Below are 12,812 nucleotides of genomic sequence, written 5' to 3'. Positions count from 1 at the left end.
GCCGTCTGTTCTTGTTTTGCGGCTCTCGTTCTAGTCCTTGGTGGGTCCCGGAAGCAACTCGCCAGTCCTGCCCATCAGGCGGTAGGCGACGAGGCCGATCCACTCGCGCACAGCGACGTCAGTTCGGCCAAGGCCGTCCGCACCCATATTGGTGAAGGAGAAGAGATCGTCACGCCCGCCCATTCGCCAGTCCACCGGATAGGCTTCGACGTCAAATCCGGCCTTGCGGAAGATTCCCATCGAGCGCGGCATGTGAAAGGCCGACGTCACCAGGAGCCAGCGTTCGCCCGGCTTCGGTGACACCAATTGCTTGGTGAAGATGGCATTCTCCCAGGTGTTGCGGGAGTCCCGCTCGAGGATCAGGCGTTCCTTCGCAATGCCGGCATTCTCCAGGACTGGCGCGGAATAATCAGCTTCCCTCGCGTTGGTCGAGACCAGGTTCGACGTGCCCCCGGTGAAGACGATGCGCGCATTGGGATAGCGGCGGGCGAGCTCGGCCGGCGCAAACAGACGATCGGCCGCGTGGGCGACGACCGGCGTGCGATGCGCCGCCGACAGATCGGTGTCGACCGAGCCGCCGAGCACGATGATGCCGTCGGGCGCACCGCGCGACGGATCCCAGGGCGCAAAGCGCGACTCCAGCGGATAGATCAGGAGATTGCCCAGCGGCGAGAACGCGGCGAGCGCGAGCAGAACCAGCGTCGTCACGGCGAGCTTGCGGCCGAGCGCAGCAAAGCGCGTCGCCATCAGCACGACAGACAGGATTCCGAGTTCGGCCAGGAGATTGATCGGCAGCAGCGCGACGCCGAGGGTCTTGGAAAGAGCGAAAAACAGGGGAGCCTCGCTGAAATGATCGTGCCTGTCATGCGCGGGCTTGACCGGCCCGGCCTTCTTCAGAAATCTTCTTGAAAGAGGATCGATCGTCGGGTCAAGCCCGCGGCCGATGAAACCAACCGGGCGCGGCAAATGACCCATCATCACCTGCATTCCAGCCCCGAAACCTGTCATTGGGGCTTCTTCGAAGCCGCGCTCAAGCCCGTCCTCACCATCGCCAGCGGCGATGAGGTGACGGTCGACACCATCAGCGGCGGTCCGGACATGCTGCCCGACCGCAATAAGTTTCACATTCCGCCGGAGATGTTCGAGGTTCATGCCAGGAACGAGCGCATGCTGCCCGGCCACATCCTCACCGGCCCCATCGCGGTCGAAGGCGCCGAGCCCGGCGACGTGCTCGCGGTCGAGATCCTCGACGTCCAGCTCCGGCAGGATTGGGGCTGGAACATGATCAAGCCGCTGTCCGGCACCCTGCCCGACGATTTCCACGAGACGCGTATCCTGAATATCCCGCTCGACCGGTCGCGGATGGTCGGCCGCATGCCATGGGGCCTGGACCTGCCGCTCAAACCGTTCTTCGGCGTGATGGGCGTGTCGCCGCCACCTAGCTGGGGCCGCATCTCCTCGCTGATCCCGCGCGCGATGGGCGGCAATCTCGACAACAAGGAGTTAGGTGCGGGTGCGACGCTCTATTTGCCGGTGTTCGTGCCGGGCGCATTGTTCTCCTGTGGCGACGGCCACGGCGTGCAAGGCGACGGCGAGGTCTGCGTCACCGCGATCGAGACCGCACTCCGGGGCCGCTTCCGCCTGACGCTGCGCAAGGACCTCAAGTTCGACTATCCCCGCGCCGAGACGGCGACACACTACATGACCATGGCGATGGACCCCAACCTCGACCAGTGCGCGGTGCGCGCGCTGCGCGACATGATCGCGCTGCTCGGCGAGACGCGAAACTTGTCGCGCGAGGACGCCTACACGCTGTGCAGCCTGGCCGCCGATTTGCGGGTGACCCAGACCGTCAACGGCGCCAAGGGCATCCATTGCATGATCGAAAAGGCGATCGTGCACGGCTGAGCCGGCCACCCTTCCCTGACGTGTCGATGCATCCCGCCGCCCGGCTTTCGGGCGGCGCGCCGCGCCATGCCCGAACTTCTCCAGCGATTCCAATGGGCTGATGCACCGGCATGGCCCGGATTTGACTTCCACCCCTGAACCTAAATAGAGTCTTAATCGTTACTTTTATGTACCCGAGTAAGAGGCTAGCGTTCGGGCCATGGCCACCGAAAAAGCCGAGACTGACCGTATTCCCGTAACCTTGGCGCTCTCGACCATCACCTATCTGGAGAAACTGGTGAGACAGGGCACCCACGGCACCAGCGTCCCCGGCGTCGCACGTACCTTGATCGAGGAAGGCATCCGTCTCGCCATCAAGGACGGGCTTTTGTCGATCCGCGACAATGGCAGGACGTGAGCGCGCGCCGGACGTGAGGCGGACCGATCTCGAGCGGCGGATGGCCGACATCTCGCAACCTGGGACCGTTACACATGCCTGCTGTTTCCCCGACTGCTTCACAGACTGCTTCACAGACTTGGACCGACGAACGCATTGAACTCTTGAAGCGGCATTTCGAGGCCGGCCTCTCCTGCCGCGAGATCGCCGCCGACATCGGCGTCAGCCGCAACGCCGTGATCGGCAAGCTGTCCCGATTGAATCTGACGCGGGGCCGGACGGCCGACGAGCGCAAGGTTCACGACAGGGGCTTTGCGCCGGCGCGCGCACCGAGGGCCGTGCCGCGGCTGCAATATGAGATGCTCGCCACGATCTACGGCGAGACCGACGCGCCCGTGATCACAGGGCCGATCGACGAGGCCAACCGCTGCTCGCTGTTGGAGCTTTCCGAGAACCGGTGCCGCTGGCCGATCTCGACGCCGGGCGAAGACGATTTCTGCTTCTGCGGCAACGCTGCACCCGACGGCCAGTCCTACTGCGCCGGCCACAGCCGCCTCGCCTACCGGCCGAACTCGCGCAGCCGCGCCATGCGCGGCTGAAACCGCGGGATCTCTTGAGCATGAAATGTGTGTAGCCGCGGCTCGGTCACCTCTCCCGCTTGCGGGAGAGGTCGGCGCGAAGCGCCGGGTGAGGGCTGTCTCCTCTTAGGGATTGTCCCATTGCGGAAACACCCTCTCCCCAACCCTCTCCCGCAAGCGGGAGAGGGAGTGCACCTCCGGTGTTGCAGCGATCAAGCCGCATCTCAATCATGCTCTAGAAAACGAAAAACCTCCGGCGGGGCATCACCGGAGGTTCTTGGAGGCTTAGCGTGAAGCTAAGAGCCGCAACTTTCGTCATCGGCTGGGAGTATATAGCTTAGTAACTCAGGTAAGTAAATAAGTCTGAGGACGATCGAATCGCATGGCTTGCCTTCATTGGCTGCGTGGAAAGCTGCCGGATTTCCGAACCTCTCATCGTAACAAAAGCCCCGGCGGTTTCCCGCCGGGGCTGCTTCATATCCGAAGACCGTGCTTACCAGTTGCGCTGGGCGCGCAGCAGCAGGCTGTAGGTGTCCTGGTCCTTCAGCTCATACGTTGCCGCGGGCTTGGCGACGCTCGTCAGTGCTCCGGTCGTGATCGCGCCCGAATACTTCTGGTCGAGATGGCTGTAGGTGAAGTCGGCCGAGAAGGTCAGGTTCTTCACCGGCGTCCAGCGGGTGATGACGCCGACCTGGCCGATGTTGAAGTCCGGGTTGCAGGTGCCGGTCAGGGTCGCGAACGCGGCGCTGCCGCAGATCAGGCCCTTCGCCGTGCCGCTGTAGTTGACCGCAGCCCACGCGCCGTAGAGCGCCGTGTTCCAGTACGGGCTCCAGTTGTGGGTGTAGGCACCACGGAAGCCGTAGGTCTTGGTCAGCTCGAGGTTGCCGCCGGGGCCGAACACCGCGTCAGACACGCCGGCGAAGCCGATGCTCTGATACGCCGCATTCGAGCTGCCGAACATCGAGTAGCTGGTCGCAGCCAGCGACTGGAAGTTGTAGCGGCTCGCGCCTTCGGTGTAGACGCCCGACACGTTGATCACGTCGCCTGCGCCGGTCGGAATGTTCTTGATCGACAGAGCGAGCTGGACGGCCCAGCCCCATTTGTCTTCCGGATGACCGGTGACTTCAGTGGCGCCGTAGTAGCCGACGTGATTGTCGTGCGCGGCGACCGACGCCTGGAACAGGCCCCAGGCCTGGTCGACACGGACGACGCCGACGATGTCGGGCGACCGGGTGCCACCGATGTCGTTCGATCCGTAGGCGCCGCCGAGGACGCCGGTGGTGCTCATGCCGGCCGTGTTCCAGATGTTGGTCGTGAAGAACTGAGTCTGGTCCTGCGCCGAGATCGTCGCCGTCACGCCCTGGCCGAAATCAGCCGTGTAGGTGAACTGGGCGACGCCATTGGTCGAGCCGCTGCCGCCGACCAGCTGGTCGAAGTTGTTGCCGGGATAATTGATCCAGGGCGCGTCGAACTGCGACACGGACTTACCCATGGTGAAGCCGGCGAACTGGATGAAGGCGTAGTAGACGCCGAGCGATCCGCCCGAGATGCCGCCGTCCGTCGGGTTGATGGTGGACGAGCCAGCCGTCGTGGCACTGTAGCCGGTCGCACCTGTGGCAGAGCCGGTGCCGACATAGCTGCCGGTCGTCCAGGTGAAGACCGCGTCGAAATAGGTGCGGACCACGCCGTACTCGGTCGCGGTGCGCGTATCGATGTTGAGATCCTCACGAGCACGCATCGAGTAGTAGTTCGTCAGGCGGTTGTTCGCCGCGAAGACGCCGTTGTACTGGGCGCTATAGTTGCCGCCCGCGTTGAGCGCGACTTCGGCACGCAGATAGCCGCCCAGCTTGATGCAGGTGTCGCTGCCCGGGATGTAGTAGAAACCCGCGCCGTAGAGCGAACAGATCTTCACGTATTCGACCGCCTTGGCCTTGACCGGAAGATCGGCCGCCTGGGCTCCACCTACGGCGATCAGACCCGCCGCAGTGCCGAGCAAAAGGCTCTTCACTACTTTCATTTAAAACCTCCAAGTTGCTCATTTTACGGAGACTGGACCGTGAGGCCCCCCAGGTCCCCGCCTCTTCAATCCGCTCGGCCGCTTCGCGCTTTCGGACGCACCCGCTTGCAACGCGAGGGACGTGAGCGAACCACCTGCAACGGGACGATCGAGTACCCCCCACCGTCCCAGCCAATATGCCTACGCTGTTCCGCTAATCAAAATAGTTTATTTAGTCAGCTTTATTGTTTCACTAAACCTGTGCCCCGCGCGCAACACCAGGGTGAGCCAAATCTGCTGAGCTGATCATCTTTGTAGTTTTAGTGACGAAATTACCCTGCTCTGCACTTGCGTCAGGGCAGGCTTGCGTGGACTATGGCCCTCCATGAACACCGGCCTGAAGAATCAGTTCACGGGAGTGACGCTGTGTCCGCAACGAGGAAAGAGGGTGCGCGCCTGCGCTCCATCGGAAATCTGGATATCATCAGGCGCTTCACCTGGGAGATATCGTCGATCAACATGTATCTGGAGGAGCTGCGTCAGTTCTGGGCGAGGACGCTCGGCATCAGCGGCCCGCAATGGCTGATCCTGATGGCCATCTCCGACCTCGACAAGGACGACGGCATCCCGGTCAACGTCGTCTCCAAGCTCCTCCACGTCGATCCCTCGTTCGTCACCACCCAGTCCAAGCTCCTCGAGAAGAAGGGCCTGTTGCGCCGTCGTCCCTCGCCGACCGACGCCAGGGTGGTGCGACTGTCCCTGACCGAGAAGACGCAGAAGCACCTGGCGAGCCTCAACGAGCAGTACAAGACCATCAAGGAATTCGTCTTCCAGGAGTTCGACGAGCACGAGCTCACTGAATTCACCGCCAAGCTCGCAATGCTGAAGTCCCGCCTCGAGAAGGCCTGCGTCCGCCTCACCCTCGATTTCTGACGCGCGCTTTAGATCAGATCCGCCCGGCCGCGCCGAGCCGCGATTCGAGCCAGTCGAAGATGTATTCGTTGGCAAGGCTGGGGTTGTCCGCATGCGCCTGCGCCGCGCCGGTCTCTGCCGCAGTGAACACCTTCAGCATCACGTCCGAGCTTCCGAGCCGAGATTTCTGGACGAGCTGACGGGCCCGATCGGCCTTGAGCCAGCCGTCCTCGCCGAGCGTGATCAGCACCGGGCAGTCGGCGCTGGAAGCCATCAGCGGGGCATGCGGCACCGGCACGATGCTGACGTCGCTCATCGCGAATCGGCTGGCGAAGAAGGCCCGCTCGTGCAGATCCCACAGCCCGCCGTCGCAGACGGCGGCGGCAAGCCGCGGCTCCTGCAACACCGCGCGCGCGACGAAGGAAGAGCCCCAGCCGTCCGCAACGATCGCGACGCGCCCGAAATCGACGTCGCTGCGCATCTCCAGATAGTCCATGACGCAGGGAATCGAGCTCTCGAGATCCCGGCGTCGCAGCAGCTCGTCGAGAAAATCGTCGCGCTGGTCGCCGAAGAGGTCCAGTGCCAGCATCGAGAATCCGCGCTCGCGCGCATGCGGCGCGAGCTTGAACAGAAACTCCTCCTTGCGGTGGCCGGGCTCGCCAATGCAGATCACGGTCGGCGCCCGCCCACTTCCCGACGACGCAGGCAGGAAGTAGCCCTGCAGCGCATGTCCGTCGATCCAGGGGATGGTCACGACCTCGCCGGCCGGGCCGCGCGCCGACAAATAGCGGCGGGCGCACTCCTGCATCGCGAGCACTGCGACCCAGCGGCGCTCGTCGGCCGGGTCGAGCGGCATCGCCGCTGCACCATAGTAGTTCGTCGCACGCAGCCAGTTGCGCTGTGCCGTCGCCAAATGGCCTTCCGCGAAGGCGGCTTCGGCACGCTGCCGGTTGGCCTGCGCCAGCTTCTTCCATTCGCGATGCCAGGATTGATCGTTGCCCCGCTTCAGCTGCCGCGCAATCATCAGGCATTCGGCGATCGTGGCACCGCCCTCCTGGGCCGCGGTGAGCAGCCGCGTGAATTCAGCGGAGATGTCCTCTCTCTCCGGGCAAAGGGTCCAGTCGTCGGAGAGGCATGCGGGTATCATCGGGAGCTACGCTCTATCGTCGCGTTACCCCTGATTGACTAGACTATTTTGGTTGGCCAACCAAGCTGGCGTGCGTCAAATGAGACCCATTCAAGATCACCATCGCTTGAACGCACGGACGCGTCGCATGCGTGACATTCGAATTCGGCATAAGGCGCTGAACATTGGCAAGAAAACTGGCAAGAGGTGGCACGCATTATCACCGGCGCACCTCTTGCCATGACGATTATCATACCTACATTCGCGCGCCTCTTGGGCGGTCAGCCAAGCCGCCAGCCGACCTCCTGCGTAAAACTTTCGTAGAAGGCGCGGTCGTAGGCCTGCTCCGGCGTGGCGCGCACGCGCTCGTCGAGGCGCTTGGCGTCCTCGCCGACGAGAATGCGCCAACGCTCCGCCTTGACCCCATCGAGAATGATCTTCGCGGCCTCTGCCGCCGTCGTCGGCGCATCCTCCAGGAAGCTGCGGGCGCGCTCGGCAAACGCCGCCTGGATGTCATCGTCCGACATCTTGTCGGCATCCGGCACGCCGGCCGCGACCATGCGCTTGCGGGTCAGCGCGACCTCGTCGGCGTTGAGTCGGTCCGAGCCGTCCCTGCTCTGCACCTTGCGCGAATTGGAGACGATCGAGGTGCCGATGTGACCGGGCATCACCACCGAGCATTTGACGTGTGGCGCGTGCAGGCGGAGGTCGTTGATCAGCGCTTCGGTAAATCCCTTCACCGCGAACTTGGCCGAACTGTAGGCGGTGTGCGCCTGGTTCATGCCGATCGAGGCCCAGAAGCCGTTGACGCTCGCGGTGTTGACGATGTGGGCCTCGTCCGCGGCGACCAGCATCGGCAGGAAGGTGCGCACACCGAGATAGACGCCGCCCCAGCAGATGTTGAAGGTGCGCTCCCACTGCTCGCGCGTGTTGGTGAACAAGCTGCCGCCGCCGCCGATGCCGGCATTGTTGAACAACAGATGGATCTTGTCCGTCTTCTGCTGCTCGGCGAGCTCGTCGCGAAAGCGCCTCAGATGATCCTCGATCGCGACGTCGGCGACATGCGTCGTGACGCGCAGGCCCTGGGGCAGCTTCTCGACCTCGCAGAGCCGCTTGGTCTCGGCCATCGCCGCTTCCGAGACGTCGCACATCGCGACGTTGCAGCCTTCGGCCACGAGCTGCCGCGCCAGCTCGCGCCCCATTCCCGTGCCGCCGCCGGTGATGACCGCGATCTTTCCTGCAAAATCCTTCATGGGACTTCGGTCCCTCCCCTTGTCGGTATGTTTCTTCGTCACAGCGTCGCTCACCGCAACGCGCGCAAAACTGTAGCAGCGCCGCATCCGCAGGTAAAAGCGGCGTCCAGCCAGGTCCGACATCAGTTATTTCGGCGGACGGACTATTCCGCCGCGTCGACGCGCGGCTGGCTCAGCGCGTCGGGCGCGCCTCGCGAAAGGCTGCCGCGTGGCGCTGGTCCCACAATCGGGGGATGACTGCCCCGTTCCCGTATTTGTCCGGCTTCGGGTTAGGGGGAATTTTTTTACAGTCCGAATCGCCAAATTGGCGTGGACGCTGGGGCGATTCGGCCAGGCCAGCGTGTTGTGTGCGTGTCACAGGCTCTGGCACTCCGCTTGCATCCTCTTCGTGGTCAGAAAAAACCGATGAGGTGACAGGAATGTTCGTGACCGTCGTTGCCGTGCTTTGCCGGCTAAGCGCAGTCAGCTCAGGCAGTTGCGTCGAGGAAATCGTGACCGACAGCAACATGACGCCCGAGATGTCGATGATGCAATGCGCGATCGGCGCGCAGGCCCCCTTGGCGAAATGGATGGGCGAGCATCCGATCTATCACGCCAATTGGCGCCTCGAGCGCTACAAATGCGTGCCGGGCCACTACGAGATCAAGGGCCACGCGTAGGCCCGTAGAATTACGACGTCGAGGAAACGCCCCGGAGGCGCGCCCATTCTCCCTCCGCATGGGCTCGATAGCGCCACCCTCATTGAGCCGCCGCGCTCTGTGACAATGGTCACGCCCTTCCTTTAAGCCACTGTGCGCAAAATGAGCGCACGCGCACGTCGCCCCTCCGGCGTCGGCATCAGCGCATAATTGTGCGGTTGGTCACGGAGCAGGTGCAGCTCGACCGCCACACCCACCGCTCTCGCCCGCTCCACAAGATCGACACTGTCGGGATACAGAAGGTCGCGCGTGCCCGAAAAGATCGTCATCGGCGCGAGCGCGCGGAACGCGCCGTTGAGCGGGCTGACGAAGGGATGACCGACATCGAGCTCGCCGGCATAGAGCCGTCCCGCCTCGACGATCCCCGGAATGTCCTGAATGGGATCGCGGGCGGCAAGCGCGACCTGCTCCGGACGGCTGACCGAGGCATCCGCCGCAGGCGAGATCAGCACCAGGCGAGCCGGCTGCCGGTGCCCGCGATCGCGCAGCCACTGGCAGGCGGCGAGCGCAAGACCCGCGCCGGCGGAATTGCCGACCACCGTGACCTTTGCGGACCCCGCGTCTTCCAGCAGCATGCGCAACAGCTCGGCCGTCGCCGGCACGATCTCCTTCGCGGTCGCGCGCGGCGCCAGCGGATAGATCGGCACGACGCAAACGACGCGCGCCTTCCGCGTCATCTGCCCGACAAAGCGCCAATGCGCCGGCACGATCTCGTTGATGAAGCCACCGCCATGCAGGAACATGACGTGATTGCAGCCCTCATGGCCCGACGACGGCACGGTGTAATACACGGGCCAGCCGCCCATCTTGGTCAACGTCACCTCGACGCCGCGGCCCAGTCCCGTCGGCTCATACGAGGCCGGCTGTAATGCGAGCTTCTGAACATGCGCCTGCACGGCTTCGGCTGAGGCGAGCTGCTGCTTGAACGGAAGCTGACGCAGCAACGCATTGAAGCAACGGCTCTGCAAGCTCGGTGCGGGATCGCCGCGGCGCAAGGCACCGAAGTCAGGGCAAAACTGCAGGGACGACAACATCTTTGCGACGCTCATGGCCACTTCTCTCCGCCTGGCTTGATCTCTCAGGGCGACAAAGACTCTTGCCGACCCGCCGCCACTTGCGGCTATAATGCGAGCATTCGCTCGCTTTTCCTACTCGCATTCGGATTCGACATCATGGCGCGCAAACCGCCGACAAAACCCCGGAAAAACGCCTCGCAAGCGCGATCCCGCGCCACCGTCGACGCACTTGTCGAGGCAACCGCTCGCATTCTGGTCCGCGAAGGCTTTGAGAAGGCGAGCACGAACCGCATCGCCGAGGTCGCCGGCGTCAGCGTCGGTTCGCTCTATCAGTATTTTCCGAGCAAGGAGGCGCTCGTCGCCGCCGTGATCGACCGTCACAACGAGGAGATCATGGGCCTCGTCCGCGCCGCATTGTCCGAAGTCGCCGACCTGCCGATCGAAAATGCCGTGCGCAAGCTCGTCACCGTCGCGATCGAAGCCCACCGCATCGACCCGAAACTGCACCGCGTCCTCGCCGAGCAGATCCCGCGCACCGGCCAGCTCAAAGACGTCGAAGCCTTCAACCGCGAGGTCCACGCTCTCGTGCGCGCCTATCTCGAAAGCCGCCGCAAGGAGATGCGCAAGATCGACCCGGCCCTAGCGACGTTCATCTGCGTCAGCGCGATCGAAGCGGTCGCGCACAACACCGTGCTGAACCAGGCCGAGATGCTGTCGGAGAAAATGGTGCGGACGCTGGTGGACGAGACGACTCGGATGGTGGTGGGATATTTGCGACCAACCGCTTAGCAGTCGATATTGCAAGCGCTCATTGCTAGAGCGTCGACAAGTCCCAGAAGGTTATTGATCTCGACCTTGCCCGACTGAGAGTTCTGGCAGCTAACGCAAATTGCGAAGCTCGAGCAGTTTCGAGATCGAAGGACTACACTGTTGGAGTAAAAAGCCAAGCAGCGGCTGCTGGAGCGGCAATCTCGTGCCTCGGGTTGCAGATCTACGGCCGTGATGCGCCGCAGCGAGACAATTGCTTGCTGCGCTGCGCCTAAGCACTCTCGGAACTACGCATATAACGATCGGTATGCATTCACCTTTGTCTGCACGAGAATGCGTGTGCAGGAACACAGGCCGATGAGTTGCATTGTCCGTCAGTTTCATGCGTGAGGCCGATCATGCAAGTTCTTTGTAGAATGATCGCGATTGCAACAATCCCAGCTTGGATGGCGATGTACTCGACTCCTGCTGTCGCACAAACTTTCGATGATAGGTGGTTCATCATTCCAAAAGCTCAGGCGGAGCCAGCTCCTGAAGGCCTCGACCAGACAAAGAAGGACGTAACGCAGACGCAACCTTCGACCCCACAGCAAGCGCAACCTCTGACTCCGGAAGAGCCCTCGAAAGATCGTTTAGGAGCCCAATCTTCTAATCGAGTCTTTTCCGGCAAAGCCTCCTACTATTCTTATTTCAAAGGCAAGACAGCGAGCGGTTCATCGTTTGATCGTAATCGGCTAACAGCGGCGCACCGCCGCCTGCCTTTCGGCACCAAGTTGCGCGTCACTCACGGCAGCCGAAGCGTCATCGTCACAGTCAATGACCGCGGTCCGTTCGTCCGCAGTCGTGTCCTCGACCTTTCGCTCGCTGCTGCGCGCAGCTTGGGGATTACGGATCGTGGCGTGGCTCAGATTCGTGCCGAGGTGTTGTGAACACACAACCGGCGCCGAAGCGAAATTGCCTGCAATTAAAAGAACTCCGACGCTACTGCGTGCTCCTGTTTTGCCCGACGCGTCAAATCGACTCGGAAAAACCAAATGACATCGCTACTGTGCATGGGGCTGGTGAGCGCGCATCCGCCGCCGGCGGGAGCAGGCTCCCACCGACGGTCAATCCACCCGACAGATGTTGAGAAAAATTGTCGGAGCGAGAGGATTTGAACCTCCCCCCAGTCTCCCAGGCGCAAGCAGACCTTTGTTCCACTAAGGAAAATTCAGGAAACTACTGAGCTGGTTCTGACTGAGCCGACACGACTCATTGGGGTTGTAAACCAGTCGCGGCAGGCCCGGAGCTCGCCCGTCAGTCGCGATAGCCCTTGCACTTCGTCTCTTCTTTGTACTCGCCGTGCTTGCCCCACTTGCGCTCGATCTTGCAGTGGCCTCGGTGATACTCCTGCTTGTATTCGCGGTCGTAGTTGTAGGCGCGGTAAGGACCACGATCGTAGCCCCATCGGCCTTTGCCGCTCTCATCCTTCCAGGGGTCGACGGATGCAGGTGTCACGACTAGCCCGAGAACAATTCCGATTGTCGGAAGCGCGTGCTTCATGGTTCGACCTTTTCAGACCAGCGCCGGGCAATGGGAGTGCGCTGGGCTTCCGGCAGTGCTGCAGCGTCGACCTAGGCGCCATCGAGCATCGCCCGAACGCTCAAAGCAACAGGATCAGTGCACGACACGGAGAAAATAGTAGCTGACGCCACCGATCACGAGAACCGTAGGCACAGCCCAAAGCAGGGCATGGTTTCCTTCTCCTTGTTCTGCCCGCTAGCCAAACGGGGTAAGCAAGGTTCCAGTTCCAGAGCGGACGATTCCCCGTTCCTCTTCGGGCTGCTCACAGCGCCAGAGAGGATGCGTCCAGGCCGCCCCGAGACCGGGAATGCTGAGGCCGCTGCGGAGCGCACAGCTGTACGGCTATCTGATCGAACGCGATGGCCTTCTATTTCATCCAGGAGGCAACCGTCCACTGTGCGGGTCAAGGCGTATGCTTAAAGTACGCTGGTTGAAAAAGGTGGGGGGTCGATACGAGCTGACTCCGGAAGCTCTGCAGCAATTGCGCTGATCATAAGATCCGCGCGAGCTTACAGCGATTCGCGATGCGCCTTCTCATCTTGAGGAGGAACGTCGAGGTCACTGACTGCATTGAGCTGAGCGCGGCTTCAAGCAGCCGCCTCCATCCTTAGGAGCGAA

13 protein-coding genes are annotated in these 12,812 nt (G+C 62.6%); 7 read left to right on the top strand and 6 right to left on the bottom strand.

Features of this window, described 5'->3' with window-relative positions; all coding sequences use genetic code 11:
• Positions 1-30 precede the first annotated feature (30 nt).
• Complete coding sequence (locus XH85_RS21620) at positions 31-798, bottom strand: YdcF family protein (RefSeq protein WP_164940928.1); 768 nt, start codon at positions 796-798, stop codon at positions 31-33.
• A 168-nt stretch (positions 799-966) separates the two neighbouring features.
• On the opposite strand from XH85_RS21620, the gene XH85_RS21615 reads away from it, so the two are divergent.
• The 3 genes from XH85_RS21615 to XH85_RS21605 all read left to right on the top strand — a co-directional run bounded on the left by XH85_RS21615 (position 967) and on the right by XH85_RS21605 (position 2,883).
• Complete coding sequence (locus XH85_RS21615; RefSeq protein WP_128933388.1) at positions 967-1,908, top strand: acetamidase/formamidase family protein; 942 nt, start codon at positions 967-969, stop codon at positions 1,906-1,908.
• A gap of 199 nt (positions 1,909-2,107) precedes the next feature.
• Positions 2,108-2,305 carry a hypothetical protein gene (locus tag XH85_RS21610; protein WP_007603456.1) on the top strand — a complete coding sequence of 66 codons (198 nt, stop codon included), beginning with the start codon at positions 2,108-2,110 and terminating at the stop codon, positions 2,303-2,305.
• 74 nt (positions 2,306-2,379) lie between these two features.
• Positions 2,380-2,883: a GcrA family cell cycle regulator gene (locus XH85_RS21605; RefSeq protein ID WP_128933387.1), complete on the top strand. Its 504-nt coding sequence runs from the start codon at positions 2,380-2,382 to the stop codon at positions 2,881-2,883.
• A 472-nt stretch (positions 2,884-3,355) separates the two neighbouring features.
• Here the strand turns inward: XH85_RS21605 and XH85_RS21600 are convergent, their stop codons facing one another.
• Positions 3,356-4,879 (bottom strand): porin, encoded by a 1,524-nt coding sequence (locus XH85_RS21600; protein ID WP_128933386.1) that lies wholly within the window; start codon positions 4,877-4,879, stop codon positions 3,356-3,358.
• A gap of 405 nt (positions 4,880-5,284) precedes the next feature.
• Between XH85_RS21600 and XH85_RS21595 the strand changes: the two genes are divergently transcribed.
• Positions 5,285-5,791, top strand: a complete 507-nt coding sequence (locus XH85_RS21595; RefSeq protein ID WP_164935046.1) for a MarR family winged helix-turn-helix transcriptional regulator — start codon at positions 5,285-5,287, stop codon at positions 5,789-5,791.
• A gap of 13 nt (positions 5,792-5,804) precedes the next feature.
• Here the strand turns inward: XH85_RS21595 and XH85_RS21590 are convergent, their stop codons facing one another.
• Both XH85_RS21590 and XH85_RS21585 read right to left on the bottom strand, forming a co-directional pair.
• The gene (locus tag XH85_RS21590) at positions 5,805-6,917 is read right to left on the bottom strand and encodes an alpha/beta hydrolase family protein (protein WP_128933384.1); all 1,113 of its coding nucleotides are present in this window, start codon (positions 6,915-6,917) and stop codon (positions 5,805-5,807) included.
• 260 nt (positions 6,918-7,177) lie between these two features.
• On the bottom strand, positions 7,178-8,149 hold the full coding sequence (locus XH85_RS21585; RefSeq protein ID WP_128933383.1) for an SDR family NAD(P)-dependent oxidoreductase: 972 nt from the start codon (positions 8,147-8,149) through the stop codon (positions 7,178-7,180).
• 419 nt (positions 8,150-8,568) lie between these two features.
• Between XH85_RS21585 and XH85_RS21580 the strand changes: the two genes are divergently transcribed.
• Positions 8,569-8,808, top strand: coding sequence for a hypothetical protein (locus tag XH85_RS21580; RefSeq protein WP_128933382.1), 240 nt, complete (start codon positions 8,569-8,571; stop codon positions 8,806-8,808).
• A 122-nt stretch (positions 8,809-8,930) separates the two neighbouring features.
• On the opposite strand, the gene XH85_RS21575 is transcribed toward XH85_RS21580, so the two are convergent.
• The gene (locus XH85_RS21575) at positions 8,931-9,896 is read right to left on the bottom strand and encodes an alpha/beta hydrolase fold domain-containing protein (protein ID WP_128933381.1); all 966 of its coding nucleotides are present in this window, start codon (positions 9,894-9,896) and stop codon (positions 8,931-8,933) included.
• 123 nt (positions 9,897-10,019) lie between these two features.
• Here XH85_RS21575 and XH85_RS21570 point away from each other — a divergent pair, with 123 nt between their 5' ends.
• Positions 10,020-10,652: a TetR/AcrR family transcriptional regulator gene (locus tag XH85_RS21570; protein ID WP_128933380.1), complete on the top strand. Its 633-nt coding sequence runs from the start codon at positions 10,020-10,022 to the stop codon at positions 10,650-10,652.
• A 377-nt stretch (positions 10,653-11,029) separates the two neighbouring features.
• A complete protein-coding gene (locus XH85_RS21565; protein ID WP_245474194.1) occupies positions 11,030-11,560 on the top strand; it encodes a septal ring lytic transglycosylase RlpA family protein in 531 nt (176 codons plus the stop codon).
• A 367-nt stretch (positions 11,561-11,927) separates the two neighbouring features.
• Here the strand turns inward: XH85_RS21565 and XH85_RS21560 are convergent, their stop codons facing one another.
• Positions 11,928-12,173, bottom strand: a complete 246-nt coding sequence (locus tag XH85_RS21560; RefSeq protein WP_128933379.1) for a hypothetical protein — start codon at positions 12,171-12,173, stop codon at positions 11,928-11,930.
• Between the last annotated feature and the right edge of the window lie 639 nt (positions 12,174-12,812).

Source organism: Bradyrhizobium zhanjiangense (assembly GCF_004114935.1).
Classification (GTDB): domain Bacteria; phylum Pseudomonadota; class Alphaproteobacteria; order Rhizobiales; family Xanthobacteraceae; genus Bradyrhizobium; species Bradyrhizobium zhanjiangense.
This window is presented reverse-complemented; position numbering and strand designations above follow the sequence as displayed.

Coding starts and splice junctions, on each gene's coding strand:
- XH85_RS21615 (WP_128933388.1), top strand. CDS start 967: ATGACCCATCATCACCTGCATTCCAGCCCCGAAACCTGTCATTGGGGC.
- XH85_RS21610 (WP_007603456.1), top strand. CDS start 2,108: ATGGCCACCGAAAAAGCCGAGACTGACCGTATTCCCGTAACCTTGGCG.
- XH85_RS21605 (WP_128933387.1), top strand. CDS start 2,380: ATGCCTGCTGTTTCCCCGACTGCTTCACAGACTGCTTCACAGACTTGG.
- XH85_RS21600 (WP_128933386.1), bottom strand. CDS start 4,879: ATGAAAGTAGTGAAGAGCCTTTTGCTCGGCACTGCGGCGGGTCTGATC.
- XH85_RS21590 (WP_128933384.1), bottom strand. CDS start 6,917: ATGATACCCGCATGCCTCTCCGACGACTGGACCCTTTGCCCGGAGAGA.
- XH85_RS21585 (WP_128933383.1), bottom strand. CDS start 8,149: ATGAAGGATTTTGCAGGAAAGATCGCGGTCATCACCGGCGGCGGCACG.
- XH85_RS21580 (WP_128933382.1), top strand. CDS start 8,569: ATGTTCGTGACCGTCGTTGCCGTGCTTTGCCGGCTAAGCGCAGTCAGC.
- XH85_RS21575 (WP_128933381.1), bottom strand. CDS start 9,896: ATGAGCGTCGCAAAGATGTTGTCGTCCCTGCAGTTTTGCCCTGACTTC.
- XH85_RS21570 (WP_128933380.1), top strand. CDS start 10,020: ATGGCGCGCAAACCGCCGACAAAACCCCGGAAAAACGCCTCGCAAGCG.
- XH85_RS21565 (WP_245474194.1), top strand. CDS start 11,030: ATGCAAGTTCTTTGTAGAATGATCGCGATTGCAACAATCCCAGCTTGG.
- XH85_RS21560 (WP_128933379.1), bottom strand. CDS start 12,173: ATGAAGCACGCGCTTCCGACAATCGGAATTGTTCTCGGGCTAGTCGTG.